The organism is Roseobacter sp. CCS2, from assembly GCF_000169435.1.
Lineage (GTDB): Bacteria > Pseudomonadota > Alphaproteobacteria > Rhodobacterales > Rhodobacteraceae > Yoonia.
Genome location: NZ_AAYB01000008.1, coordinates 63,265 through 86,636, shown reverse-complemented (window position 1 = coordinate 86,636; position 23,372 = coordinate 63,265). Strand labels below are relative to the sequence as shown.

34 protein-coding genes are annotated in these 23,372 nt (G+C 54.3%); 2 read left to right on the top strand and 32 right to left on the bottom strand.

Features of this window, described 5'->3' with window-relative positions; translation table 11 throughout:
• From RCCS2_RS16950 to RCCS2_RS16815, 27 genes are all read right to left on the bottom strand, one after another.
• Positions 1 to 1,218, bottom strand: coding sequence for an amino acid ABC transporter permease (locus tag RCCS2_RS16950; RefSeq protein WP_008236542.1), 1,218 nt, complete (start codon positions 1,216 to 1,218; stop codon positions 1 to 3).
• A 128-nt stretch (positions 1,219 to 1,346) separates the two neighbouring features.
• The gene (locus RCCS2_RS16945) at positions 1,347 to 2,366 is read right to left on the bottom strand and encodes an amino acid ABC transporter substrate-binding protein (protein WP_008236541.1); all 1,020 of its coding nucleotides are present in this window, start codon (positions 2,364 to 2,366) and stop codon (positions 1,347 to 1,349) included.
• A 216-nt stretch (positions 2,367 to 2,582) separates the two neighbouring features.
• Positions 2,583 to 3,293, bottom strand: coding sequence for an ATP12 family chaperone protein (locus tag RCCS2_RS16940; RefSeq protein ID WP_008236540.1), 711 nt, complete (start codon positions 3,291 to 3,293; stop codon positions 2,583 to 2,585).
• Between the two features lie 4 nt (positions 3,294 to 3,297).
• A complete protein-coding gene (locus RCCS2_RS16935) occupies positions 3,298 to 3,963 on the bottom strand; it encodes an HAD-IA family hydrolase (RefSeq protein WP_008236539.1) in 666 nt (221 codons plus the stop codon).
• Entirely contained in the window at positions 3,956 to 5,011 is a 1,056-nt protein-coding gene (locus RCCS2_RS16930) for an RluA family pseudouridine synthase (protein ID WP_008236538.1), read from the bottom strand. The genes RCCS2_RS16935 and RCCS2_RS16930 overlap by 8 nt, the downstream gene beginning before the upstream one ends.
• Entirely contained in the window at positions 5,008 to 5,367 is a 360-nt protein-coding gene (gene crcB, locus RCCS2_RS16925; protein WP_008236537.1) for a fluoride efflux transporter CrcB, read from the bottom strand. Before crcB ends, RCCS2_RS16930 begins: the two co-directional genes overlap by 4 nt.
• 62 nt (positions 5,368 to 5,429) lie before the next feature.
• On the bottom strand, positions 5,430 to 6,740 hold the full coding sequence (locus tag RCCS2_RS16920; RefSeq protein WP_008236535.1) for a replication-associated recombination protein A: 1,311 nt from the start codon (positions 6,738 to 6,740) through the stop codon (positions 5,430 to 5,432).
• Between the two features lie 657 nt (positions 6,741 to 7,397).
• Positions 7,398 to 7,817, bottom strand: coding sequence for a 50S ribosomal protein L17 (gene rplQ, locus RCCS2_RS16910; RefSeq protein WP_008236531.1), 420 nt, complete (start codon positions 7,815 to 7,817; stop codon positions 7,398 to 7,400).
• A 116-nt stretch (positions 7,818 to 7,933) separates the two neighbouring features.
• Positions 7,934 to 8,950 (bottom strand): DNA-directed RNA polymerase subunit alpha, encoded by a 1,017-nt coding sequence (locus tag RCCS2_RS16905; RefSeq protein WP_008236530.1) that lies wholly within the window; start codon positions 8,948 to 8,950, stop codon positions 7,934 to 7,936.
• Between the two features lie 110 nt (positions 8,951 to 9,060).
• Entirely contained in the window at positions 9,061 to 9,450 is a 390-nt protein-coding gene (gene rpsK / locus RCCS2_RS16900) for a 30S ribosomal protein S11 (RefSeq protein WP_008236527.1), read from the bottom strand.
• Between the two features lie 14 nt (positions 9,451 to 9,464).
• The gene (gene rpsM / locus RCCS2_RS16895) at positions 9,465 to 9,833 is read right to left on the bottom strand and encodes a 30S ribosomal protein S13 (protein ID WP_037294479.1); all 369 of its coding nucleotides are present in this window, start codon (positions 9,831 to 9,833) and stop codon (positions 9,465 to 9,467) included.
• A gap of 222 nt (positions 9,834 to 10,055) precedes the next feature.
• Positions 10,056 to 10,643 carry an adenylate kinase gene (locus tag RCCS2_RS16890; RefSeq protein WP_008236522.1) on the bottom strand — a complete coding sequence of 196 codons (588 nt, stop codon included), beginning with the start codon at positions 10,641 to 10,643 and terminating at the stop codon, positions 10,056 to 10,058.
• Complete coding sequence (secY, locus tag RCCS2_RS16885) at positions 10,640 to 11,998, bottom strand: preprotein translocase subunit SecY (RefSeq protein ID WP_008236519.1); 1,359 nt, start codon at positions 11,996 to 11,998, stop codon at positions 10,640 to 10,642. The genes RCCS2_RS16890 and secY overlap by 4 nt, the downstream gene beginning before the upstream one ends.
• A gap of 105 nt (positions 11,999 to 12,103) precedes the next feature.
• Positions 12,104 to 12,577, bottom strand: a complete 474-nt coding sequence (gene rplO / locus RCCS2_RS16880) for a 50S ribosomal protein L15 (RefSeq protein ID WP_008236517.1) — start codon at positions 12,575 to 12,577, stop codon at positions 12,104 to 12,106.
• Positions 12,578 to 13,056: 479 nt separating this feature from the next.
• Entirely contained in the window at positions 13,057 to 13,494 is a 438-nt protein-coding gene (locus RCCS2_RS16875) for a trypco2 family protein (protein ID WP_008236515.1), read from the bottom strand.
• A gap of 130 nt (positions 13,495 to 13,624) precedes the next feature.
• Positions 13,625 to 13,813: a 50S ribosomal protein L30 gene (gene rpmD / locus RCCS2_RS16870; protein ID WP_008236512.1), complete on the bottom strand. Its 189-nt coding sequence runs from the start codon at positions 13,811 to 13,813 to the stop codon at positions 13,625 to 13,627.
• 13 nt (positions 13,814 to 13,826) lie between these two features.
• Positions 13,827 to 14,429: a 30S ribosomal protein S5 gene (gene rpsE, locus RCCS2_RS16865; protein WP_008236510.1), complete on the bottom strand. Its 603-nt coding sequence runs from the start codon at positions 14,427 to 14,429 to the stop codon at positions 13,827 to 13,829.
• A 102-nt stretch (positions 14,430 to 14,531) separates the two neighbouring features.
• Positions 14,532 to 14,897 carry a 50S ribosomal protein L18 gene (gene rplR, locus RCCS2_RS16860; protein ID WP_008236508.1) on the bottom strand — a complete coding sequence of 122 codons (366 nt, stop codon included), beginning with the start codon at positions 14,895 to 14,897 and terminating at the stop codon, positions 14,532 to 14,534.
• 11 nt (positions 14,898 to 14,908) lie between these two features.
• Positions 14,909 to 15,442 carry a 50S ribosomal protein L6 gene (gene rplF / locus RCCS2_RS16855; protein ID WP_008236506.1) on the bottom strand — a complete coding sequence of 178 codons (534 nt, stop codon included), beginning with the start codon at positions 15,440 to 15,442 and terminating at the stop codon, positions 14,909 to 14,911.
• Between the two features lie 9 nt (positions 15,443 to 15,451).
• Entirely contained in the window at positions 15,452 to 15,844 is a 393-nt protein-coding gene (gene rpsH / locus RCCS2_RS16850; protein ID WP_008236505.1) for a 30S ribosomal protein S8, read from the bottom strand.
• Between the two features lie 12 nt (positions 15,845 to 15,856).
• A complete protein-coding gene (gene rpsN, locus RCCS2_RS16845; protein WP_008236504.1) occupies positions 15,857 to 16,162 on the bottom strand; it encodes a 30S ribosomal protein S14 in 306 nt (101 codons plus the stop codon).
• A 13-nt stretch (positions 16,163 to 16,175) separates the two neighbouring features.
• Positions 16,176 to 16,739: a 50S ribosomal protein L5 gene (rplE, locus tag RCCS2_RS16840; protein WP_008236503.1), complete on the bottom strand. Its 564-nt coding sequence runs from the start codon at positions 16,737 to 16,739 to the stop codon at positions 16,176 to 16,178.
• Positions 16,739 to 17,044: a 50S ribosomal protein L24 gene (rplX, locus tag RCCS2_RS16835; protein ID WP_008236502.1), complete on the bottom strand. Its 306-nt coding sequence runs from the start codon at positions 17,042 to 17,044 to the stop codon at positions 16,739 to 16,741. Before rplX ends, rplE begins: the two co-directional genes overlap by 1 nt.
• Positions 17,044 to 17,412, bottom strand: coding sequence for a 50S ribosomal protein L14 (rplN, locus tag RCCS2_RS16830; RefSeq protein ID WP_008236500.1), 369 nt, complete (start codon positions 17,410 to 17,412; stop codon positions 17,044 to 17,046). The genes rplX and rplN overlap by 1 nt, the downstream gene beginning before the upstream one ends.
• 80 nt (positions 17,413 to 17,492) lie before the next feature.
• The gene (gene rpsQ, locus RCCS2_RS16825) at positions 17,493 to 17,723 is read right to left on the bottom strand and encodes a 30S ribosomal protein S17 (protein ID WP_008236497.1); all 231 of its coding nucleotides are present in this window, start codon (positions 17,721 to 17,723) and stop codon (positions 17,493 to 17,495) included.
• Positions 17,724 to 17,726: 3 nt separating this feature from the next.
• Entirely contained in the window at positions 17,727 to 17,933 is a 207-nt protein-coding gene (rpmC, locus tag RCCS2_RS16820; protein WP_008236495.1) for a 50S ribosomal protein L29, read from the bottom strand.
• Between the two features lie 127 nt (positions 17,934 to 18,060).
• Positions 18,061 to 18,615, bottom strand: coding sequence for a hypothetical protein (locus RCCS2_RS16815; RefSeq protein WP_008236494.1), 555 nt, complete (start codon positions 18,613 to 18,615; stop codon positions 18,061 to 18,063).
• A 124-nt stretch (positions 18,616 to 18,739) separates the two neighbouring features.
• On the opposite strand from RCCS2_RS16815, the gene RCCS2_RS16810 reads away from it, so the two are divergent.
• Entirely contained in the window at positions 18,740 to 19,360 is a 621-nt protein-coding gene (locus RCCS2_RS16810; RefSeq protein ID WP_037294455.1) for a TIGR02466 family protein, read from the top strand.
• Between the two features lie 136 nt (positions 19,361 to 19,496).
• On the top strand, positions 19,497 to 19,949 hold the full coding sequence (locus tag RCCS2_RS16805) for a hypothetical protein (RefSeq protein WP_008236490.1): 453 nt from the start codon (positions 19,497 to 19,499) through the stop codon (positions 19,947 to 19,949).
• A 79-nt stretch (positions 19,950 to 20,028) separates the two neighbouring features.
• Here the strand turns inward: RCCS2_RS16805 and RCCS2_RS16800 are convergent, their stop codons facing one another.
• The 5 genes from RCCS2_RS16800 to rpsS form a co-directional block, all read right to left on the bottom strand.
• Positions 20,029 to 21,063 carry a transferrin-binding protein-like solute binding protein gene (locus tag RCCS2_RS16800; RefSeq protein WP_156788604.1) on the bottom strand — a complete coding sequence of 345 codons (1,035 nt, stop codon included), beginning with the start codon at positions 21,061 to 21,063 and terminating at the stop codon, positions 20,029 to 20,031.
• A gap of 514 nt (positions 21,064 to 21,577) precedes the next feature.
• Positions 21,578 to 21,991, bottom strand: a complete 414-nt coding sequence (gene rplP / locus RCCS2_RS16795) for a 50S ribosomal protein L16 (protein WP_008236483.1) — start codon at positions 21,989 to 21,991, stop codon at positions 21,578 to 21,580.
• Between the two features lie 15 nt (positions 21,992 to 22,006).
• Positions 22,007 to 22,708, bottom strand: coding sequence for a 30S ribosomal protein S3 (gene rpsC / locus RCCS2_RS16790; RefSeq protein WP_008236482.1), 702 nt, complete (start codon positions 22,706 to 22,708; stop codon positions 22,007 to 22,009).
• A complete protein-coding gene (gene rplV / locus RCCS2_RS16785; protein WP_008236481.1) occupies positions 22,708 to 23,088 on the bottom strand; it encodes a 50S ribosomal protein L22 in 381 nt (126 codons plus the stop codon). Before rplV ends, rpsC begins: the two co-directional genes overlap by 1 nt.
• Before the next feature lie 3 nt (positions 23,089 to 23,091).
• A complete protein-coding gene (gene rpsS, locus RCCS2_RS16780) occupies positions 23,092 to 23,370 on the bottom strand; it encodes a 30S ribosomal protein S19 (protein WP_008236480.1) in 279 nt (92 codons plus the stop codon).
• Between the last annotated feature and the right edge of the window lie 2 nt (positions 23,371 to 23,372).

Here is a 23,372-nt window from a genome sequence, read left to right as displayed (position 1 = left end):
TCAGCGCTCCTGCAACTTAACAGAATTGTTGTAGACGTTCATGACGCCCGAGATCAGCAAAGAGATCGTGAGGTAGAACAACATCAACAGCAGGATCGCTTCAATCGCGCGGCCTGTCTGGTTCAGGGTGATCCCGCCCAGAGTAGAGGTCACATCCATGTAACCCACTGCAATCGCAAGCGAGCTGTTCTTGGTGATGTTCAGATACTGCGAAATCAGCGGCGGGATGATGACCCGCAACGCCTGTGGCAGGACCACAAGGTTCATGATCCGACCGGGGCGCAAACCAAGTGAGGCCGCAGCCTCTGTCTGGCCTTTTGAAATCGCCTGAATACCAGCCCGCACGTTTTCCGCGATAAACGCACCCGTATAGATCGCCAAAGCGAACCAAAGCGCGATCAATGATCCCCGCAGGTGTAGACCACCTTGGAAGTTAAAACCTTGCAGCGACGGGTAATCCAACGTGATCGGACGCCCCAAGATGAAATAGACCAAGATCGTTGGCACAAAGAACATGGCAACAGATGGCCAGAACGTCGGCAACAGCTGGCCCGTATCGTACAGCTTTTTGGTGGCAAACTTGCGGTAGGCAAAAATGCCGATGATCGAAGCGATAAAAACGCCGACCACGATCCAACCTGCCGCACCATCAATGACAGGCGCCGGTGAATAAACGCCCCGATTAGTGAAGGCGAAGGATTCAAACAACATGCTGGATGTTGCGTTGTCCCCCCTGAACGCGCGGGGTGCCGGCATGGCGACAGTCATGATCGAAAAAATGATGATGATCCAGATCAGCACCGGGATGTTCCGGAAAATCTCAACATAAAATGACATCAGTTTGCGCACGACCCAGTTGCTGGACAAACGCAAAACGCCTGCGGTTACGCCAAAGATGGTCGCGGTCACGCAGGCCAAGAAGGCCACGATCAGCGTGTTCAAAATACCGACCACCGCAGCACGCAGGTGCGTCGATTGGCTGTCGTATTCGATGGGGCGCTGGTTGATGTCATACCCCGCCGGATCGCCAAGGAAACTGAACGAGATGTTCAAACCCTGGGCGGCAAGGTTACGCACCAGATTGATACCCAGATACGCCATGAAGGCGATCAGCAGCACCAGTGCAATGAATTGGAATGTGTAGGATCGATAGCGCGTGTCGTTGAGTAGCATCGACAGGCGGAACGACCCCTGTGGTGGGTCTGTGACCGACGTCATTATATTTTCCCCGTTACTCCGGCACTTGTTATATTGGTTGCTTGGGCAACTCGTATGCGCCGATTTTTATGATCGTCTTGGTGAAAGGGCGCGGTCGTAACCGCGCCCTTTATTCTTACCCGAATTCCTTAGCGGAATGGTGGGGAGTAAAGCAGACCACCGTCTGTCCACTGTGCGTTCAGACCGCGTGCCAGACCGATTGGTGTGTTCTCGCCGATGTTCTTTTCGAACAATTCGCCGTAGTTACCACCAGCGGCAATCGCGTTCTTTGCCCAATCTGCTTCCAGACCCAGCATCGCGCCCAGTTCACCTTCGGTGCCCAACAGGCGGTTCACTTCTGGGTTACCAGTTGGTGCGGCTGCCAGCTCTTCGATGTTGGCAGATGTGACACCCAGCTCTTCAGCTGCGATCAGTGCGTTCAAAGACCAACGCACAACGTCTGCCCAGTCATTGTCGCCGTGGCGGACAAGCGGGCCGAGTGGTTCTTTGGAAACGATTTCCGGCAGAACAACGTGGTCTGCAGGATTTTCAAACGCTGCACGTGTCGCAGCCAGACCGGATGCGTCAGTTGTGTAAACGTCGCATGCACCAGCAAGGTATTGCTGCTGACCTTCAGCGTTGGTTTCAATTGGCACAGGCTCGTAGCTGATGTTGTTGGAACGGAAGTAATCCGCCAGGTTCAGCTCTGTTGTTGTGCCTGTCTGGATGCAGACAGTTGCGCCATCAAGTTCTTTGGCGGACGAAACGCCAAGATCACGTGGGACCAGGAAACCCTGACCATCGTAGTAGTTGATGCCAACAAATTCGAACTTCAGGTCGACGTCACGGCTGAATGTCCATGTTGTGTTACGTGCCAGCATGTCGATCTCACCAGAAGCCAGCGCTGTAAAGCGTGTCTTACCGGTTGTTGGTACGAACTCAACAGCATCGCTGTCGCCAAGAACGGCAGCGGCAACCGCGCGGCATACGCCAACGTCGAAACCGTCCCATACGCCGTTCGCATCAGGTGATGCAAAGCCAACAAGGCCAGTTGTTACGCCACAGTTCAACACGCCACGCTCTTTGACGTCATCCAATGTCGCGGCAGAAGCCATGCTTGCAGCAAAGCCAGCAACAGTTAGTGCGCCATAAAATGCGGTTTTTTTCATTTTTACCTCTTCCTGAGTTTCCACCCCAACGCGGGGTGGTCATTTTTTCCCGTCCCGATAGACAGTCACGATGAATAAGTTGGAAGCTTCCAACTCAATGGACAAAGACTTTGTTTATTCTGGCTTGGAGTCAAGGGTAAGTGACATAAAACGGCGACCAAATGACGCGAAATTAGGCACTTTTTTGGTGATTTCGCCGTAAACAGTGCGTTTCCATCACGTCAGCGAAAGTTGATAAAAGCGGGCAGCATCCTGGAAAGCCGTTTTCTTGGTCAGTTCCGCGGCTGCGGCCTCTTCATCGGCGCCCCATTGTTCGATTTGCCAATGCTCATCTATGCGCGACAGCAGCCATGCGTCTTCAACCGCGATCGCATCTTTGGTGATGGCAAGGGCCAAGATCAATGATCCTGACAGGCTGATCAGGTCATGCACCCCCGCAAGCGCGAAATCATCAAATGTCGCAACCTCTGTTGTGAGTTTGGACAGCACATCGGGCTTTTGCGTGACATGCATGACGCCTTCGCCCACAAAAAGCCGCGCGCCCAGCGTATCAGCCGCCCAATCCAACATTGGATCCCAGCCTTCGGCCTGCCGTTGGATCAACCCTTCCGGCCCGGCGGCACGGTAACACAGCAAATCGCTGTCGCCATATTCCGCAAGCAAGGCAATCACTTCGCTTCGTTGCGTGCGCACCTTGTCAATCGCGGCATTCGCCCCGCGCGTTACCGGCATCGTGCGTGGGTCGATCAGTTCTTCCTGCGCATCCCATTCCGTTGCAATCGCATCCGCCATGGCCAGCGTTGGCACCGTCAGCGCCGCCTTGGCCGGGGTCCGCACCAGACGACCGTCCAGCTTAACGGTAAACCCACCTTCGCATACCTCTGCCTGTGCCTGTTTCCAGAACCGTTTGGGTTGCCAATCGCTCATCGCATCAAGACCCTATCAGTTGGTCCACAGCACCCGGTAGCGCTGTGAAATCTTCAATCATTGCATCAGGTTGCAGGGTGTCGGCGGCATGATAGCCCCATGTCACCCCGATCTTTTTGATCCCTGCCGCGCGCGCCATGTCCATGTCATAGGTCGTGTCACCCAACATGACAGCCTTTTCTGGGGTAACTCCGGTTTCATTCAACGCCGTCAGGATCATCGAAGGGTGCGGCTTTGACGGATGATGATCCGCCACCTGTTCGGAATGAAACACACCCGTCAGCCCATGCCGTTCCAGCACCTTATCCAAGCCCCGCCGTGATTTGCCCGTCGCCACTGCCAGCAAGGTGTGATCCTGCGCGCGCAGCAAATCCAATGCGTTCATCGCGCCGGGGAACAGTGGGCCCATTTCCTGATTGTCACTGCGCAAGCTGACAAAAGCATCCTTGTAGGCGTCGACCAGCCGCGCGCGCTGGGGCGCATCTGCCGTTGGGCAAAGTACAACAAACGCCTCTGCCAGTGACAAGCCCACGATGGACAGGACCGTCGCGCGATCCGGCAGCGCCAACCCTTCGGACTGAAACGCCAGCGTCATCGCCGCCATAATCTCGGCCTGACTGTCGACAAGCGTGCCGTCGACGTCAAAGATCACCAGTCGCAAATCACGCATCGGGCATATTGAACGGATCAACCGGCGCGTGGCCCACAACCCACCCCACGAAGTCCCACGTGTTCTGCATATGCTCTGGCAGTGGTGCGGTCAGATGCAAGGTTGCCCCTGTCGCGGGGTGTTCTATCGTCAAACTGCGTGCATGCAAATGCAGCTTGCGCCCAATTTCACTGCCCATACCAGCGCCCCAGCCATCGCCAAGGTTTTCCTGGCCCGACCCGCCGTATTTGCCATCACCCACAATCGGATGCCCAATTTCGGCCATATGCGCGCGCAACTGGTGCGTGCGGCCCGTAATCGGGACCAAAGCGCACCATGCGGCACGGCTGGCCAGCGTATCCATCACCGCATAATCAGATGTCGCGCGCTTTGCGCCCTCAACACTGTCCAGATCACGCGGATGCACGCAGCGCATCTTTTCATTCTCGCCACCGCGACCGTGACCGGGGGCTTTCACCAGACCATATTTGATCGTGCCCGCGCGCGGATGCGGGACACCCGCGACAGCCGCCCAGTAAATCTTGCGCGTTTCGCGATGTTTCAGGTTCTCGGTCAATTGCTTGGCCATCATACGCGTGCGGGCCAAAAGCAGCACACCGGATGTATCCTTATCAAGGCGATGCACCAGACGCGGTTTTTCGTCGTAGTCAAACATCAACGCCTCAGACAGCCCATCCACATGGCGCGTGGTATTTGTACCGCCCTGTGTGGCCAAACCATGCGGTTTGTTGATCGCGATGATATGGTCGTCTTTGTAGATCACACAGGACTGGATCAGCTTGGCATCCGCCTTGGTCACACCATGCTTGGCGAGTGATGCCGCCGCAGCCGCCTCTTCCTCGGTTGGCAATGGCGGAATGCGGATTTTTTGGCCTACCTCAACGCGCGAATTCGACTTCACGCGACCCCCATCGACGCGCACCTCACCCTTGCGGCACATCTTTTCAATCCGCCCTTGGGTCAGATGCGGGAACAGGCGGCGCAAATAGCGATCAAGCCGCTGGTCGCCATCATCAGGGCCAATCACCCGGGTTTGTACGCCGCTCATGTTGTTATTCCTCTGGCAAGCCATAGCCCTGCGGCACAAGCGAAAATAGAAAGGATGACAGAGGCCAGGATATATCCGCCAGCCGCAGTAACCCGGCCCGCTTCGACAAGGCGCATCGTATCAAGCGAGAAAGCAGAGAACGTCGTAAAGCCGCCTAACAGCCCCGTCATCACAAACGGCAACCAATGCTGCAAACCACGCGCGGCCAGCAAAACCCAGACCAGCCCAATCGCAAACGATCCGATCACATTGACCGCAAGCGTGCCCATTGGAAAGGCCACGGCTAGCCCAACAAGGTAACGCAGCACAGCGCCCAAAGCCCCGCCAAGAGCCACAGAGATCACAGGTGTCATCATGCGGGTGCTGTGGCGGTTCGGTAGCCGTTTGTCAATTCTTGCGCGCACAGCTGCGCGGCCTCTTAGTTTTTTTCGCGCTTGGCACGCAGGCCCGCAAAGAAATCAACGCGCTTTTTCAGCTCACGCTCAAACCCGCGGTCCACGGGGACGTAGTAGACGCCACGCTTCATCGTCTCTGGGAAATAGTTCTGGCCGCTGAACCCATCTTCGGCATCGTGGTCATAGTTATAGCCTGCGCCAAACCCCTGCTCTTTCATCAACGTCGTTGGCGCGTTCAGGATATGGGTCGGTGGCGGTTCAGACCCAGTCTGCTTGGCCGCCGCAACAGCGCCCTTATAGGCCACATAAGTCGCATTCGATTTCGGCGCGAGCGCGAGGTAGGTGACGGCCTGCGCCAAAGCGAGTTCACCCTCCGGGCTTCCAAGTCGCTCGTACGTCTCCCAAGATTGCAGACACACGGCCTGCGCCTGCGGATCGGCCAGCCCGATATCCTCAACCGCCATGCGTGTGATGCGGCGGGCCAGAAACCGTGGGTCTTCGCCACCTGCCAGCATCCGGGCGAACCAATAAAGTGCTGCATCCGGGTCAGAGCCGCGCACGGATTTATGCAAGGCGCTGATCAGATTGTAATGCTCATCCCCCGATTTGTCGTATTTGACAGCACGTTTCATTAGGCGTTTGGTCAGATCGTCGGTGGTCAGCCTACCATCCGTTTTCCAGGCACTGATCTGCTCAATCAGGTTCAACAGCGCACGGCCATCACCATCGGCCATCTCGAGCAAGGCATCGCGGGCGGGGCCATCCAAAGGCAGCGCTTTGCCCAATTCCTTCTCAGCCCGTTGTGCGAGCAACTCAAGGTCCTTGAGGTCCAGCCGCGTGAGGATAAACACTTGGCTCCGGCTCAGCACCGCGGCGTTCAATTCAAAGCTGGGGTTTTCTGTCGTCGCCCCCACCAACAAGATCGTGCCGTCTTCCATGTAAGGCAGAAAGCCATCCTGCTGGGCTTTGTTGAAACGGTGGATTTCATCGACAAACAGCAAGGTCCCTTTGCCATTCTGACGGCGCATCTTGGCGGCCTCGAAGACTTTGCGCAGGTCAGGCACACCCGTGAAGATCGCACTGATCTGGACGAAATGCAGGTCCGTCTCGTCCGCGAGCAACCGCGCAATAGTGGTCTTACCTACACCGGGCGGACCCCAGAAAATGAGCGACGACAACGACCCCGAGGATAGCATCGTGCCCAATGGGGCATCTGCACCCAACACCTGTTGCTGGCCAATGACCTCGGACAACGCCTTGGGCCGCAACCGATCCGCCAGCGGGCGCGGGCCTGCGGGGGTGTCAGTGGGTGTGGTGTCGAAGAGATCAGCCATGATCCCCAAAGATATGTTCGGAGCGCTGGATGATTGCAAGCTATCTGATTTGGGGAGGCTTACCGGAGGACGCGAAGATGGTTGGCTATGTGGGACGAAGCTGCCGCTTGTACTCAAGGTCTATTGAACCATCTTTCAAAACTCAAAATAGAACTGCAAGATCGGTAAAAGGATTATCCCTACTGCCGAAATGATGACCGATTGCATCCACATTCCACGCTCGATTTTTTGTTGATCGTCAAGTTTTGAATGGTCAGACAACGACAGTGCCCACGCATAAAATCTGTAGGAAATGGTTTTCCGATTTTTATGCAATGACAGGAAAGACCTATCGTTCAGGCTTCGATGAAAAGCTCTTTCAGTAATCGACAGAAATCTAGTAAAAATGATTAAGCGGGGCGGCACCCACCTGGCTCCTTTGCCAAGCTTATAGCCTGCGCCCCAAAGACTAAAAATAAGACAGAACATCAAGTAGGCGAGCGGTTGGATCATTTTCTACCGTGTAATACTATTTGTCCAAATTGCACATTAAATTTGATGCTAGTGTAAGGGGAAATGTTAGGGTTTCTCTGCACTCTGGATGCAACCCAGCCACTCACCAAAACAAAAGGCCCCGCAAACATGCGAGGCCTTTCAAAATTCTTCAGTCAGAAAACCTTAGTCTTCGACGTTCTCATACTCAGCCAGACGCGCCTTGTCGGCCGCACCCTTCGCATCAACATCGCGGTCGACGAATTCGATGATCGCCATCGGCGCCATGTCACCATAGCGGAAGCCCGCTTTCATGATGCGGATGTAGCCGCCCTGACGCTCTTTATAGCGCGGGCCGATGACGTTGAACAATTTTTCTGCGTGCATTGCCTGCTTCAGCTGCGCGTTTGCCTGACGGCGCGCGTGATCGTCGCCGCGTTTGCCCAATGTAACAAGCTTTTCAACGATGCGGCGCAGTTCTTTGGCCTTGGGCAATGTTGTTTTGATCTGCTCATGTTCAATGAGCGAGCCTGCCATGTTCGCGAACAGCGCTTTGCGGTGTTCATGTGTGCGGTTCAGGCGGCGGTAACCTCTTGCGTGACGCATGTGATAGTCTCCATTTTGTAATTAGGGTGGGCTGTTGCGCTGCGTGACGCCAGCTCCGTTATTGGGGCGGGATTGCCCGGGGGGTAAGGTGGATCATGATCCACCTTACGTTGAACTTAGAATTGGTCTTCAAACTTCTTGGCCAGATCTTCGATGTTGTCCGGCGGCCAGTCCTCAACATCCATGCCAAGGTGCAGACCCATGCCTGACAGCACTTCCTTGATCTCGTTCAAGGATTTGCGGCCAAAGTTCGGTGTGCGCAGCATTTCTGCTTCGGTTTTCTGGATCAGATCGCCGATGTACACGATGTTGTCGTTCTTGAGGCAGTTTGCCGAACGCACAGACAGTTCCAGCTCGTCCACTTTCTTGAGCAGAAGCGGGTTGAACTCTAGACCATCATCATCCTGACCTGCTTGTGCTGATTCAGGCTCATCAAAGTTGACGAAGATCGACAGCTGGTCCTGCAAAATGCGGGCTGCATAAGCGACCGCATCATCAGGTGTCAGCGACCCGTCTGTTTCGACCTTCATGGTCAGCTTGTCATAGTCCAGAACCTGACCTTCGCGGGTTGGCTGCACGTCGTAGCTGACTTTTTTGACAGGCGAATAGATCGCATCGACGGACATCATGCCGATCGGTGCATCTTCTGGCTTGTTCTTGTCTGCGGATACATAGCCCTTACCGGTGTTGACGGTCAGTTCCATGTACAGATCAGCGCCATCATCAAGGTGGCAGATCACGTGATCCTTGTTCAGCACCTCGATCCCCGCAGTCTCCGAAATATCCGCAGCGGTCACAACGCCGGGGCCTTTGGCCTGAACGGACAAACGCTTCGGCCCTTCGACTTCCATACGGATCGCGACACCCTTGAGGTTCAGCACGATGTCGGTGACGTCTTCACGCACACCAGACACGGATGAAAACTCGTGCAGGACGTTGTCAATTTGCACGGCAGTGATGGCGGCACCCTGAAGGGAGCTCATCAAAATGCGGCGCAGGGCGTTGCCCAATGTCAGACCAAAGCCACGCTCAAGTGGTTCTGCAATGACGGTTGCCTGACGCGCGGGGTCGTTGCCCGGCTTTACTTCCAATTGAGTTGGCTTAATCAACTCAGCCCAGTTTTTGTGGATCATATGTCCCTCCATACTAGTCTGCCTTCATGTCCAAAAAGGCAAACGCCCGAGGTTAAAATGACGGATTGGGACCGTGTGTAAAACACGGCCCCAAGGCGTTTGGATAATACTTAGACGCGGCGGCGCTTTGGTGGGCGGCAACCGTTGTGGGCCATTGGGGTCACGTCACGGATTGATGTGATGTTGAAACCAACAGCGGCCAATGCGCGCAGCGCGCTTTCACGACCGGAACCGGGGCCCTGCACTTCAACCTCGAGCGTTTTCACGCCGTGATCTTGTGCTTTCTTGCCTGCATCCTCAGCAGCCATTTGGGCCGCGTAAGGTGTGGATTTCCGCGAACCCTTGAAACCCATTGTGCCAGCAGACGACCATGAAATGGCGTTGCCCTGCACGTCAGAGATCAGGATTTTTGTGTTGTTGAAAGAAGAATTCACATGCGCAACACCAGCTGCGATGTTCTTGGAAACCTTCTTTTTGGTGCGTTTTGTATCACGTGCCATTGATCAAGCCTCCCTTATTTCTTCTTACCGGCAATGGCCTTTGCAGGACCCTTGCGTGTACGTGCGTTTGTCGAAGTACGCTGACCACGCACCGGCAGGTTACGACGGTGGCGCAGGCCACGGTAGCACCCAAGGTCCATCAGACGCTTGATGTTCATCTGTGTCTCGCGACGCAGGTCGCCTTCAACCATCAGGTTGGCGTCAATGTATTCGCGGATCGACAGCACTTCTGCATCAGAAAGCTGGTTAACACGGCGCGCGCGGTCGATCTTGACCGCTTCGCAGATTTCTTCGGCTTTGGCGTTGCCAATTCCGGTGATATAAGTAAGGGCGATTGGAACCCGCTTTGCAGTCGGGATGTTTACGCCGGCAATACGTGCCACGTGTGCAATTCCTTTTCGTTGCGGGTCCGTCATTCCAGACCCTTTTTTCACAACGGAAGCCCGGACCTATAAGGGCGCCGGGCTGCGTCATATCGAGGTGTTCTGTGATGCCGGGGGGCGACCCCTTAACCACAAATTGATTCCCGCTAGGGATGGCGCTGTTTAGGGGGCATTTCCCATAGGGTCAAGGCACCCGTGCAGCCATGTGTGAATTTCAGGTAACTATTCGCTTTTGCGCAATGCAGACGCGATACTGGTCGCCACATCATCCATGCTGGCAAGGCCATCTACAGACTGTAAATCACCTTTGGCATGATAATAGCCGATCAAAGGGCTGGTCTGTTTGTAATAGGCCATCAGACGCACCCGCAGGCTTTCTTCGTTGTCGTCCGCGCGCACGGGCTGACCAGCCGCTTCGGCCTCTTTGGCCCGGCCGACAATCCGCTCAACAAGAACATCATCATCAACCTGCAGTTCGATCACCGCATCCAGGTTTTCGCCCATCTCGACCAGCAGATTACCCAATGCATCGGCCTGTGCCAGTGTCCGTGGGAAGCCATCAAAGATATACCCGCCCTTGCCTTGATCGCTTTCCAGCTGTTCGCGGATCAGGCCGATCACAATCTCATCGGTGACCAGATCACCGCGGTCCATCACGGCGGCAACCATATTGCCCATTTCGGTTCCACTGGTTCGGGCCGCGCGCAACATATCACCGGTGCTGAGTTGCACCATGTTGCGTTTCTCCACAAGCCTGGCTGCCTGTGTCCCCTTACCCGCCCCAGGCGGTCCCAGCAGAATGATATTCATCGACGCGATGGCCCTTTACGTTTTCCATTACGCTTGCCACGCAGTTGAGACTTCTCAATCAGGCCTTCGTATTGATGTGCCACCAGATGAGACTGGATTTGTTGGATGGTGTCCATACCCACCGACACAATAATCAGGATCGACGTACCGCCAAAGTAGAACGGAATGGCCAGCTCAGCGCGAATAATCTCTGGCAGCAGGGCGACCAGTGCCAGATAACCTGAACCCAGCACCAGAATACGCGTCACCACATAATCCAGATATTCCTCGGTCTTTTTCCCGGGGCGAATACCGGGCACAAAACCGTTCTGGTTCTTGAGGTTTTCGGCCACGTCCTCTGTCTTGAAGGCAACCTCACGGGTGTAGAAATACGTGAAGAAGATGATCATGCCGCCAAAGAACAACAGATAAAGCGGCTGGCCTGGGCCAAAGAGCGCGAGGATCGTCGACATCAGCGGCCCGGACGAGCCACCATTGAACGTACTGATGGTCGTCGGCAGCAACAGCAAGGCAGAGGCAAAGATCGCAGGGATCACGCCCGCCGGGTTTACCTTGATCGGCAGGTGGCTGGTTGAGCCATCATAGACCTTCATCCCGCGCTGCTGGCGCGGATACTGAATGTGGATCTTGCGCAATGACCGCTCCATGAAGACCACAAAGGTCAGCACGACGATCAGCATGATGATGATGCCCACAACGACCGGCGTGCTGATCGCACCCGAACGACCTTGGGACAGGAACTGGGCCATCGCCGCAGGGATTTCAGCAATGATGCCGACAAAGATGATCAGCGAAATACCGTTACCGATACCGCGTGCTGTGATCTGTTCACCCAGCCACATCAGGAACATGGTGCCGCCCACGATAGTGATCACCGTAGAGGCCTGGAAGAATGCGCCAGGGTTGGCTGCAAGACCACCGGCTTCAAGGCTGACAGCCAAGCCATAAGCCTGCGCTGTGGCCAAAAAGACAGTACCATAGCGAGTATATTGGTTCAGCTTGCGCCGCCCCTGTTCGCCCTCTTTCTTGAGGTTCTTGAGCGGTTCCCACATGGAACCCAAAAGCTGCATCACGATGGAGGCCGAGATGTAGGGCATAATCCCAAGGGTAAAGATCGCCATCCGGGACAACGCACCACCGGTGAACATCGACAAAATACCGCCGATGCCCGCTTGGGCGTCTTCCATGAACTGTGACAGTGCAAGGCCATCAATGCCGGGCACCGGAATGAACGTACCAAGGCGATAGATGATCAACAAACCAAGCGTGAACATGATCCGCTGGCGCAATTCAGTTGCTTTGCCGAAGGCGCTCCAACTGACGTTGGCTGCCATTTGCTCTGCTGCAGAAGCCATATGGGTCTCTTTTTATAAGAAACGCCACGACACCGTTTCCCGGTGCGCGGCGTTTGGGAAAACATGAAGAGTTATGTAAGCGACGGGTGCGCCGCTCACAAGGTCTTACTCAGCCGCTGCCGGTGTTGTGACAGTCAGTGAACCGCCCGCTTTTTCGACAGCTTCTACAGCGCCCTTGGAGGCACCGGTCACTGCGATCTTTGCTTTGGCTTTGAAATCGCCTTTGGCCAGAACGCGGATACCGTCCTTTTTGCGGCGGACCAGACCAGATGCAACCAGCGCATCTTCGGTGATGTCCGCTTTGACGTCGATCTTGCCTTCGTCGATGAATTTCTGGATCAGACCAAGGTTGATGACAGCAAATGTCTTGCGGTTCGGTTTGTTAAAGCCGCGCTTTGGCAGACGCTGATAAAGGGGCATCTGACCGCCCTCATAGCCTTTGATGGCAACGCCGGAACGGGATTTCTGACCTTTGATACCACGGCCACCGGTCTTACCTTTGCCGGACCCTGCACCACGGCCAATGCGTTGCTTTGGCTTGGTTGCGCCCGGGTTGTCGGATAGTTCATTCAGTTTCATGTCGCTTCTCCTCTTGCCGGAATTGGCCCCCAGCGACGGGAGCGGCCAAACACGGCGTTACATCTGAGTCGGGGGCGTAAGCCTGCCGACTAGCGGCGTATAGACGGATGGCGGGGGTGGATCAAGTGGGAGATGCAACAGGCGGTGCGGTGATTTCATGGATTCGGCATAATTGGTGGAAATTGTAGTTAACAGGCATAAAAAGAAGGGAAGTGCGGCGTACAGATTGCGTATGCAAAGCGTACATAACCTGTACGTACAGTAGTAAGGGTTTTGCTGGGTTAAAGGTGCGCACGATGGGATGGGTTAACGCGGCGTTAGTGATTAGCGAGACGGTAGGGCAGCGGCCGACCTGGAGGCCTCGAAACATCCGTTTGACGCGCGCCCTCAAAGTAATCGTAAATGTCAATTCATGGTGAGACGTTGCAAAAGCGGCCTCCTGGGGGAGGTCGGCCGCTGCCCGGCAAGCCGGGCGAGGTTTATCGGCGTCCCGCCATCGGCATCTTCTGCGTCGGTGTTGGGGCATTAGCTTTTTCGGAGTTTTTCTTTTTCTCATCAAGGTTTGTTGCTTCATGAACTGAAGGTTTAAGTGTCATCGGAATGGAAAAGGCAACGCGACTAACTTGCTCTGCGTTCTTGGCTATGTCAGCACCTCCCTGCAGCGACATTGACCAAACTTTAATTTCTGCCTTTCCACCACCAGACGTTTCAGATGATGCGGTTACTGCGACATCAAACTGTACATTCTGAACCCGTCGTAGGGTATAATTCTGGCTATTCGGCTGAAACACATCAGTGCCCGACAGCGCTGAGGGCGGATTAATTACTATGTCATCGTCGGCATACTTCTCTTGCAACTCATTTGTAGCGTCAGCGATGGCGCTAACAGTCTGCGAAATAAATTCCTTCAGATCCATTTTCAGTCCTCCTGAATATGAAGTTTACAATTCAGTACACGATACATCCAAAACATAAAAACGCCCCGCAGTTTCCTGCGAGGCGCCTAATCCATCAAACCGTAGGTCGGGGTTCACCCCGACTCCCGATTTAACCTTTTTCTTCGATGATCTCGACCATGTGGCTGATCGAGTTGACCATGCCGCGCACGGAAGGTGTGTCTTCCAGTTCTTTGGTGCGGTTCATCTTGTTCAGGCCCAGACCGATCAGCGTGGCACGCTGTTTGGCGGGGCGGCGGATCGGGGAACCGATCTGCTTGACGACGATTGTTTTAGCCATTGTTCAGATCTCCTTACGCGTCGGCTGTGGCTTCGGCGGCTGTGGTGTTGTGGGCCACATCGCTTTGCTCATCAACGGTTTCACGCTTGGGCAGAATGTCAGCAACTTTTTTGCCACGGCGCTGTGCGACGTTGCGGGGCGATTGTTCTTTGCCAAGACCATTCATGGTGGCGCGGATCATGTTGTAAGGGTTCTGGGACCCGATGGATTTGGACACAACGTCCTGCACACCCAACATTTCAAACACGGCACGCATTGGACCACCGGCGATGATACCGGTACCAACGGGGGCTGTGCGCATGACCACTTTACCGGCGCCGTGACGGCCCTCGATGTCGTGGTGCAGTGTCCGGCCATCGCGCAATGCAACACGGATCATCTGGCGCTTGGCTTGCTCGGTCGCCTTGCGGATCGCTTCAGGAACTTCCTTCGCCTTACCCTTACCAAAGCCGACGCGGCCTTTTTGGTCGCCAACAACGACCAGTGCAGCAAAACCAAAGCGCTTACCGCCTTTGACTGTTTTAGAAACACGGTTGATTGCGACCAGACGGTCTGCAAACTCTGGTGTTTCGTCACGGCGGCCGCGGCCACCCCGGTTATTATCACGTTCTGCCATAGTGGCGTCCTTTATGTCTGGCCGGTTGGCCGATTGTCCAATCACGGTGGCACATGCCCCGGATCATCGAAGCCGGGGAAGAACCCCCGGCCTACGCTTTTCTTAGATCTTCAAACCACCTTCACGGGCTGCATCGGCCAAAGCCTTGATCTTGCCGTGAAAGAGGAAACCACCACGGTCGAAATACGCAACCTCGACACCGGCTTTCTTGGCGCGCTCTGCAATTGCAGTGCCCACTTTGGAAGCGGCTTCGACGTTGTTTTTGCCGACCACGCCCAGATCCTTTTCGAGCGACGAAGCGGACGCGAGTGTCACGCCGTTCACGTCGTCGATCAGCTGGACGCTGATGTTCTTGTTTGAGCGGTGCACCGAAAGACGCGCACGCCCTTGGTTGGCTGTCACGCCCCGCAGTTTGTTCCGAACGCGCATGCGGCGCTTCAGAAACAGAGTTCTTTTGCTGTTTGCCATTTGTGCGTTCCTTACTTCTTCTTGCCTTCTTTGCGGAAGATGTATTCGCCTTTGTACTTGATGCCTTTGCCCTTGTAGGGTTCGGGCTTACGCCAAGCGCGAATATTCGCCGCAACCTGTCCAACCTGCTGCTCGTCGATACCTTCGACCAGAATTTCAGTTGGCTTTGCAGATGTCACTGTGACACCCTCAGGCACTTCAAAGTTAACATCGTGGCTGTAGCCCAATGACAGTTTCAGGACATTGCCCTGCATCTGTGCACGGTAACCAACACCCGACAGTTCAAGCTCTTTCTTGAAACCTTCGGAAACGCCAGTGGCCAAGTTCGCAACCATTGTGCGGCTCATGCCCCACTGCTGGCGCGCGCGCTTGGATTTGCCGCGTGGTTCTACAGTAACGACGTTGCCATCAACACTGATGGTGACGTCGTCGGTGGCTTTGAAAGTCCGGGTCCCTTTGGGGCCTTTCATTTCAACGGTTTGACCTGACACAGAGGCGGTAACGCCTGATGGCAGCTCAACCGGTTTTTTACCAATACGAGACATGTTATCCCCTTAGAATACAGTGCAGAGCACTTCGCCGCCGATATTGGCGCTGCGTGCTTTTGCATCCGACATCACACCTTGCGAGGTGGAGACAATCGACACACCCAGGCCCTGACGGACGGATGGGATGTCATTGGAGCCCAGGTAAACGCGGCGGCCAGGCTTTGAAACCCGCTTCACTTCGCGAATGACCGGGTCACCCTCGTAATACTTCAGCTCGATCGAGAAAGCAGGATGACCGTCTTTGCCGTCCTTCTTTTCGTAACCGCGGATGTAGCCTTCGTCAGACAGCACATCCAGCACCCAACCGCGCAGTTTGGACGCAGGTGTTTCCACCGCTGCCTTGCCGCGCATTTGGCCGTTGCGGATACGTGTGAGCATATCACCGATAGGATCGTTCATAATATGTGCTCCTTACCAGCTTGACTTGACCATACCGGGAATTTCGCCATTGGAACCAAGGTCCCGCAGCGCGATCCGGCTGATCTTGAGTTTGCGGTAATAGGCGTGTGGACGCCCGGTGAGCTGGCAACGGTTATGCAAACGGGTCGCAGAAGAGTTCCGTGGCAGTTTGGCCAGTTCAAGAGTTGCCTTGAACCGGTCTTCTACGGGCTTTTCTTTGTCATTGATGATTGCCTTCAAGGCGGCACGCTTTTCGGCGTATTGCTTGACCAGCTTTTCACGCTTCACTTCGCGTGCAATCATGGATTTCTTAGCCATATCTAATGTCCCCTCAGCTGTTGAACGGCATGTTGAAAGCTTTCAACAGTGCCTTTGCTTCAGCGTCAGTATTCGCTGTTGTGCAGATCACGATGTCCATGCCCCAGTTTTCATCGATCTTGTCGAAGTTAATCTCTGGGAAGATCAGGTGCTCTTTGATGCCGGTGGCATAGTTGCCGCGGCCGTCGAAGGATTTGCCAGACACGCCGCGAAAGTCGCGGATACGTGGCATAGCAACCGTGATCAGACGATCAAGGAATTCAAACATACGGTCGCCGCGCAAAGTCACCTTTGCACCAAGCGGCATGTCTTCACGGACGCGGAAACCAGCGATGGATTTCTTGGCGCGTGTTGTCATGGCCTTTTGGCCGGCGATGGTTGTCAGATCTTCCTGCGCGGTTTTTGCTTTCTTGCTGTCACGGACAGCTTCTGCACCGCAGCCAATGTTCAGAACGATTTTGTCCAAACGTGGGATCTGCATGTCGTTTTTATAGCCGAACTCTTCTTTCATCGCACCACGGATAGTGGATGCATAAAGGTCCTTCAGACGCGGGGTATAGTTTGCAGTATCAAGCATTAGATCGCATCCCCTGTTGTCTTGGCGAAACGCACCTTGTTGTCGCCATCCATGCGGAAGCCGACGCGGGTTGGTTTGCCGTTGCTGTCAGTGATCGCAAGGTTGGACAGTTGGATCGGCATCGCCTTTGGCGTGCGGCCACCCTGTGTTGCCTGAGATTGCTTTGTGTGACGGATCGCCATGTTGATACCGTCCACAATGGCTTTGCCAGACTTAGGGTCGATGCTGGTGATTGAACCAGTCTTGCCTTTGTCCTTGCCAGTCAGAACGACAACATTGTCACCTTTGCGGAGCTTAGCAGCCATTACAGCACCTCCGGAGCAAGTGAGATGATTTTCATAAAGTTCTTTGCGCGCAGCTCGCGAACAACTGGGCCAAAGATACGTGTACCAATGGGTTCGTTGTTGTTGTTGAGGATGACAGCAGCGTTGCTGTCAAAACGAATGGCTGTGCCATCGTCACGGCGAACTTCTTTGGCGGTGCGTACGACGACGGCCTTACGGACGTCACCTTTCTTTACGCGACCGCGTGGAATGGCCTCTTTCACCGAAACGACAATGATGTCCCCAACACTGGCGTAACGACGGTGAGAACCACCCAGAACCTTGATGCACTGAACACGGCGTGCGCCGCTGTTGTCAGCAACATCCAGATTGGTCTGCATCTGGATCATTTGGTTTCCTTCCGACCTATGGGCAAGTCCCGATTTCTGTCCGGGGGCCCAGGGTTTCGATTGAACCGGGTGCTACTACCTTAAGAGGCAATAACCTCCCAGCGTTTCGTTTTCGACTTTGGTGCACATTCCTGGATACGAACTTGGTCACCAACGTTGAATGCGTTCTGTTCATCGTGAGCGCGATATTTCTTCGACTTACGAATAGTTTTCTGAAGCAGCGGGTGCTTGTAACGACGCTCAACCGATACTGTGACGGTCTGAGCATTTTGGTTGCTTGTGACAACCCCGGCTAGGATACGCTTAGGCATAGATTAAGCCTCCTTGGCAGCGGACGCTGCTTTTTCGTTCAGAATTGTTTTGACCTTGGCAGCGTTACGGCGGGCCGCACGAATACCGGCTGTGTTTTCAAGCTGACCAGTGGCCTGCTGAAAGCGCAGATTGAAGGATTCTTTTTTCAGGTTCACCAGCTCTTCACGGAGCTGATCGGGCGTTTTGTCCCGCAGTTCATTGGCGTTCATGCCATATTCCTTTGTCAACATCATCGGCAGGCCGTGAAACACGTCACCCGATTCCCGATGGAGTGGGGGGGTAGAAGTGGACCGTATAGGGAGGTTGCGGGTGTGTGGCAAGGGGGTTTCCCCTGCTTTAGCGTGAAATCGTCTCGCAAACTAACATACTGGTCTTAGATGAAAAGAAATCAGGTTCGTAAGGTAGCTGAACACCCAATTCCTCAGGTGTTTGCTCAGCACATATACGTGCCATATCGCGATCTACATCAAGCGTTCCGTTGAATATCGGTGTTCCCCTGACATCTGGGCTTGGCGTTTCCCAAATTGTCACGCCATCGGCCGTTAATCGGAAACCTGTTTGTTCACAAAGCCCACATCTTCCGGGACGCGGCGCTGCGACATAGTCCAACAATTCGAAACGAACCAGCACACCATCTATAACGCATGATTCTGGATTATCCTCTATCGCACTGACGTGGCGTGGACCATCAGCTATAGCTTTTTCACGGTAGAACTGACCACCGCCAACCTCCGTCCAGAATACCCGAACAAAGAAGTGCTGTTGGTACTGTCGGTCATCCAGGTCATAGCAGTGTGAAATAACAACCGAACCCCATTGATCAGCTTTCAAGGGCCCTGCCAAACTCAGCAGGCAAAAAACCCAAAACAAAACGGCGGAAAATAGCTTCATCTAAAACCTGTGCCAGCGAAACCTCTATTCATCAAACTAATCATGAATTTGTACTTCACACTAGATTAAGTAACGACTGACCTCATCCCTATACCTTGGCGCAATGCCCGGATATGAAGTCTTCATGTCAGATATCAAATCCCTCTTCGCGACCCGCCTCTACCACGCCAAGCTGTCCGCCCATGGCGCACCCATAGACCCTTCCGAGCTTGAAAACTCTTGCCTTGTCATCGCCGATGAAGATGAAGCGGGGCAAGACTGGTGCGAAGAGAACGGCTTTCCGGGCTACACCTCTTATGCGTCGCTCAGCGATCTGCCATGGCGGTTCCCGATCTTCAAAGATCTCGTTGCCGCCCTCGACGCCCATGTCGCGGCGTTTGCTGAGGACTTGGCTTTCGACTTGGGCGACAAGAAACTGCAACTCGAAGATATCTGGATCAACATCCTGCCCGAAGGCGGTATCCACACCAGCCACATCCACCCGCATTCCGTGATCAGCGGGACGACCTATGTCGCCATGCCCGACGGCGCGAGTGCGATCAAATTCGAAGACCCAAGACTGGCGATGATGATGGCCGCCCCCACGCGGGTGAAAGACGCGCGGGACGAGCTGCGCACATTCTTCTACGCCAAACCCGCAGTCGGTGACGTGCTACTGTGGGAAAGCTGGCTGCGGCACGAGGTGCCGATGAATATGAGCGAAGAAGAGCGGATATCGGTGAGTTTTAATTATAGGTGGGACTGATCGCAGACCAATCTGTATTCCGCCCATCATCTGAACCACTGTCCCAAAACAAGTGGGAAAACCCTTAATTTAATCCCCTTGGGCCAAAGGCCCCACATCGGCTAATGTCATATCTCCCCAGAAATAAGGAGATATTATGTGGCGCAAGGCCCTTCTCAGTTTATTTGCCGGTGCATTTTGCTACGTCATCGGTTCAATCTTCGCCGTGCCTGCGAAAACCTTTTTGGATACGTCCGAACCTGCCACACTGATCGTTCTGCAAGTTGACGAAAAATACAATAACGATGGCGACCGTATGTATCGGCCCGTCTTCGGACTTGTCACAGAAATGCGCCCAAGACCGGAATACACCGGGTCCATCTGGACGCGCCCCAAACCGCACCAATCAGGCGACATCGTCGAAGGCCGCTATAACGCCGAAACGGGTGAAATGCGTAGCACCCACATGGTCAATCGCACGTTTCGGGCGGGGCGGATCGCGCAGGCCATTGGATTTGTGTTATTCGCGCAAGGCGTTCTGATGCTCTTCGGGTTTCCCGAGATCATCCCCGTGCGGTTCCGCGGGCGACGACGCTACCGAAGATGGTGATGGCTGCCCAAACACGGCTAAAGAAAGCGTCGGTATGCAGCCGGTCGCTTGGCTGCATATCGAACATGCTTAGATCGTATCAGTTGTTGACGAGAAAGTCGCCAACGATGGTACGGTTCTCGGTCACCTCTTCAGCGTCGACCCCGTCAAAGGGATTTTCACCCCGATAAAAAGTCTCGTCAAAGTTGGCTTCGAATGTACCACCGACACCTTGGGCGTCATATCCAAAGAATGTTCCCTCAGCATCCTGAGAGTTCATAACAACAGTAGACGGCAGAATATCACCCTGCGGCCCAACGCCACCATTTATCTCTTCGCGTAGATTGCTACTGGCAGTTGTCATGACATTGATATCACCGGTAAAGCCAGACCCATCCACAACAGCATTCTCAAGCGTGACTGTAACGTCATGTGTCACAGAACTATTTCCATTTTGGCGGTCATCAATGGTGCTATAGCTACCATCAAATAAAGTCCCCGAAACGATCCCCGTACTGAAATCAGCCGAAATGCTAACGGTTTCACCGCCAGTTTCCACAACGCGTTCAACCCGATCAAAACTACCGTCATCTTGTTCGACCCAATCGGTTGCCGTAATCAACATCCTTGAGCCGAAGTCTGAGCTATAGTTGACGCTGCCAGTCAATCGGTTCTCAGGGGTCACAAACCCAAAGACGCCTTCGGCCAGCGGCAAATCAGGGTTCGCTATAGATGAATTACCAATGGCAATACCGCGCGCGGCCTTTGTTACCCGATCTAGTCGCAGATCTTGCAATAAACCACCACCCGAATTCGATGCGCCACTTGTCCAGTTTTCCTGACTAAGGGCGTTGCGATAGTTAAACTCTGTTGATGTCCCATTATAAGTGATGATCGCTTTATCCGCGGTTACATACTCAATCGATGCGGTCTCGCGGCGCGGAATTCCACCATCTCTTGCAGAGCCGACAACCAGTTGAATGGGAAATGTTTTGCCGATAACGCTTTCGCGCGTGACAGGCTGGTCATCTGCATAGACCAAATCTGGGTTTGGGGTAATGTCCGGGCCGCCGCCACCTGGATTATCGCCGTCACCTCCACCGCCACCACCGCCGCAAGCAATAAGTATAAGCAAAGATGATTGAACGACCGCATTGCGCAATGAGAGCATGGATATGGTTTCCTAAATAGAGATATGAAAGGGAAACGCTAAAAGTGGCTGTGCCAAAACTCGTCTGGAATTTGCATACGATAGTACACATGGTCTAAACAACGGCCTGTTTGATGTAGGCAACGGCACTGTTTCTAATGCTGACGCGATCAATACCCGATGACCTGTTTTGTACTGATGGCGACAACAGTCTAGGCGGGTTTGCGCCCAACACTGTCCACATGGCAAAACGGATGTAACGACTTGTTTTTAATAAATTGTATCGAATTTCAAAATATGGAATTCGGAATTGTGACGTGGCTGCAACCACATTTCATATCAAAATTGGCGATGGTGATAGCGGTCCCTACAAACCCAAAAACAAAAAGCCCCCACCGATCTCTCGGCAGGGGCTCTTTATGTTTACCGTGTACGGCCCGCGAGTTTGCTGCGCAAATTCGCTACACCGTACCCCGTCAAATCCTTCGGGTTTAACGGTTTACCAATCTTCGCGAACGATTGTTCGTGTCTTGATCGGCAGCTTCATCGCGGCAAGGCGCAGGGCCTCGCGGGCGATGGGTTCACTCACGCCGTCGATTTCGAACATCACGCGGCCAGGTTTGACCTTGCATGCCCAAAAATCAATGGAACCTTTACCCTTACCCATACGCACTTCAACGGGCTTGGACGTTACTGGAGTGTCCGGGAAAATCCGGATCCAGACACGGCCCTGACGCTTCATGTGACGCGTCATGGCACGGCGTGCGGCTTCGATTTGGCGGGCTGTGATCCGCTCGGGCTCAATGGCTTTGAGGCCATATGTGCCGAAGTTCAGATCAGAACCGCCTTTGGCTTCACCACGGATACGGCCTTTGTGCAGTTTCCGGTGTTTTGTACGCTTTGGCTGTAGCATTTAAATCAGCTCCCCTTAGCGACGCGGGCCGCGAGGGACAGCGCCCTCTTGCAGCTCAGCATGTTTGCGGTCGTGCGCTGATGGATCGTGCTCCATGATCTCACCTTTATAGATGAAGACCTTGATGCCGATGATCCCATAAGGCGTCATCGCCTCATACAGCGCATAGTCGATGTCGGCGCGCAGCGTGTGCAGTGGCACGCGACCTTCACGGTACCATTCGGTACGGGCAATTTCAGCACCGCCCAGACGACCGGCAAGGTTAACCCGGATACCCAGGGCACCCATGCGCATGGCGTTCTGGACCGAACGCTTCATCGCGCGACGGAAAGACACACGGCGTTCCAGCTGCTGACCAATGCTTTCGGCAACCAGGGCTGCGTCAAGTTCTGGCTTGCGGACTTCAACGATGTTCAGGTGCAGTTCGCTGTCTGTAAGTGCAGCAAGTTTCTTGCGCAGACCTTCGATGTCTGCACCTTTCTTGCCGATGATCACACCAGGGCGTGCTGCGTGGATCGTGACGCGGCACTTTTTATGCGGACGTTCGATGATCACGCGGCTGACGCCGGACTGTGCGCATTCTTTCTTGATGAAGTCCTTGATACGCAAGTCTTCCAACAAAAGATCGCCATAGTCTTTGGTGTCAGCGTACCAGCGGCTATCCCAGGTACGGTTGACCTGAAGACGCATACCGATCGGGTTTACTTTGTTACCCATTATGATTGCTCCTCAACTTGACGCACCTTGATGGTGATCTCTGCAAACGGCTTGATGATCTTGCCAAAACGGCCACGGGCCCGTGGGCGTCCGCGCTTCATGGTCAGGTTCTTGCCGACATACGCCTCTGCGACGACCAGTTCATCGACGTCAAGGTTGTGGTTGTTTTCGGCGTTGGCGATGGCCGACTGAAGACATTTCTTCACGTCGTCCGAAATCCGCTTTTTGCTGAAAGTCAGGTCAGTCAATGCCTGCTCAACTTTCTTGCCGCGGATCAGGCCAGCAACGAGGTTCAGCTTTTGCGGGGAGGTACGGAGCATGCGTAGTTTTGCCATTGCTTCGTTATCGGCCACGCGGCGGGGATTTTTATCCTTGCTCATGGCTTATTTCCGCTTCGCTTTTTTGTCAGCGGCGTGACCATAGTAGGTCCGTGTTGGTGAATATTCACCGAACTTCTGACCAATCATGTCTTCGCTAACGTTAACAGGGATGTGCTTCTTGCCGTTGTACACACCAAAGGTGAGGCCAACAAACTGAGGCAGGATAGTAGAACGACGCGACCAGATCTTGATCACTTCGTTGCGGCCGCTTTCGCGGGATGCTTCTGCTTTTTTCAAAACATAGGCGTCCACAAAGGGGCCTTTCCAGACGGAACGAGCCATAT

Coding starts and splice junctions, on each gene's coding strand:
- rplF (WP_008236506.1), bottom strand. CDS start 15,442: ATGTCTCGTATTGGTAAAAAACCGGTTGAGCTGCCATCAGGCGTTACC.
- RCCS2_RS16805 (WP_008236490.1), top strand. CDS start 19,497: ATGTGGCGCAAGGCCCTTCTCAGTTTATTTGCCGGTGCATTTTGCTAC.
- rpmD (WP_008236512.1), bottom strand. CDS start 13,813: ATGGCTAAAACAATCGTCGTCAAGCAGATCGGTTCCCCGATCCGCCGC.
- RCCS2_RS16920 (WP_008236535.1), bottom strand. CDS start 6,740: ATGGCTGATCTCTTCGACACCACACCCACTGACACCCCCGCAGGCCCG.
- RCCS2_RS16905 (WP_008236530.1), bottom strand. CDS start 8,950: ATGATCCACAAAAACTGGGCTGAGTTGATTAAGCCAACTCAATTGGAA.
- RCCS2_RS16930 (WP_008236538.1), bottom strand. CDS start 5,011: ATGAGCGGCGTACAAACCCGGGTGATTGGCCCTGATGATGGCGACCAG.
- RCCS2_RS16890 (WP_008236522.1), bottom strand. CDS start 10,643: ATGAATATCATTCTGCTGGGACCGCCTGGGGCGGGTAAGGGGACACAG.
- rpsH (WP_008236505.1), bottom strand. CDS start 15,844: ATGAACGATCCTATCGGTGATATGCTCACACGTATCCGCAACGGCCAA.
- rpsS (WP_008236480.1), bottom strand. CDS start 23,370: ATGGCTCGTTCCGTCTGGAAAGGCCCCTTTGTGGACGCCTATGTTTTG.
- rplX (WP_008236502.1), bottom strand. CDS start 17,044: ATGGCTGCTAAGCTCCGCAAAGGTGACAATGTTGTCGTTCTGACTGGC.
- RCCS2_RS16950 (WP_008236542.1), bottom strand. CDS start 1,218: ATGACGTCGGTCACAGACCCACCACAGGGGTCGTTCCGCCTGTCGATG.
- rplV (WP_008236481.1), bottom strand. CDS start 23,088: ATGAGCAAGGATAAAAATCCCCGCCGCGTGGCCGATAACGAAGCAATG.
- rplR (WP_008236508.1), bottom strand. CDS start 14,897: ATGGCAAACAGCAAAAGAACTCTGTTTCTGAAGCGCCGCATGCGCGTT.
- rpmC (WP_008236495.1), bottom strand. CDS start 17,933: ATGAACGCCAATGAACTGCGGGACAAAACGCCCGATCAGCTCCGTGAA.
- RCCS2_RS16940 (WP_008236540.1), bottom strand. CDS start 3,293: ATGAGCGATTGGCAACCCAAACGGTTCTGGAAACAGGCACAGGCAGAG.
- RCCS2_RS16815 (WP_008236494.1), bottom strand. CDS start 18,615: ATGAAGCTATTTTCCGCCGTTTTGTTTTGGGTTTTTTGCCTGCTGAGT.
- RCCS2_RS16935 (WP_008236539.1), bottom strand. CDS start 3,963: ATGCGTGATTTGCGACTGGTGATCTTTGACGTCGACGGCACGCTTGTC.
- rpsQ (WP_008236497.1), bottom strand. CDS start 17,723: ATGCCTAAGCGTATCCTAGCCGGGGTTGTCACAAGCAACCAAAATGCT.
- rplO (WP_008236517.1), bottom strand. CDS start 12,577: ATGAAACTGAATGAACTATCCGACAACCCGGGCGCAACCAAGCCAAAG.
- RCCS2_RS16875 (WP_008236515.1), bottom strand. CDS start 13,494: ATGGATCTGAAGGAATTTATTTCGCAGACTGTTAGCGCCATCGCTGAC.
- rplQ (WP_008236531.1), bottom strand. CDS start 7,817: ATGCGTCACGCAAGAGGTTACCGCCGCCTGAACCGCACACATGAACAC.
- RCCS2_RS16810 (WP_037294455.1), top strand. CDS start 18,740: ATGTCAGATATCAAATCCCTCTTCGCGACCCGCCTCTACCACGCCAAG.
- rplN (WP_008236500.1), bottom strand. CDS start 17,412: ATGATCCAGATGCAGACCAATCTGGATGTTGCTGACAACAGCGGCGCA.
- crcB (WP_008236537.1), bottom strand. CDS start 5,367: ATGATGACACCTGTGATCTCTGTGGCTCTTGGCGGGGCTTTGGGCGCT.
- rpsC (WP_008236482.1), bottom strand. CDS start 22,708: ATGGGTAACAAAGTAAACCCGATCGGTATGCGTCTTCAGGTCAACCGT.
- rpsK (WP_008236527.1), bottom strand. CDS start 9,450: ATGGCACGTGATACAAAACGCACCAAAAAGAAGGTTTCCAAGAACATC.
- rpsE (WP_008236510.1), bottom strand. CDS start 14,429: ATGGCAGAACGTGATAATAACCGGGGTGGCCGCGGCCGCCGTGACGAA.
- rpsN (WP_008236504.1), bottom strand. CDS start 16,162: ATGGCTAAGAAATCCATGATTGCACGCGAAGTGAAGCGTGAAAAGCTG.
- secY (WP_008236519.1), bottom strand. CDS start 11,998: ATGGCTTCTGCAGCAGAGCAAATGGCAGCCAACGTCAGTTGGAGCGCC.
- rplE (WP_008236503.1), bottom strand. CDS start 16,739: ATGCTTGATACTGCAAACTATACCCCGCGTCTGAAGGACCTTTATGCA.
- rplP (WP_008236483.1), bottom strand. CDS start 21,991: ATGCTACAGCCAAAGCGTACAAAACACCGGAAACTGCACAAAGGCCGT.
- RCCS2_RS16945 (WP_008236541.1), bottom strand. CDS start 2,366: ATGAAAAAAACCGCATTTTATGGCGCACTAACTGTTGCTGGCTTTGCT.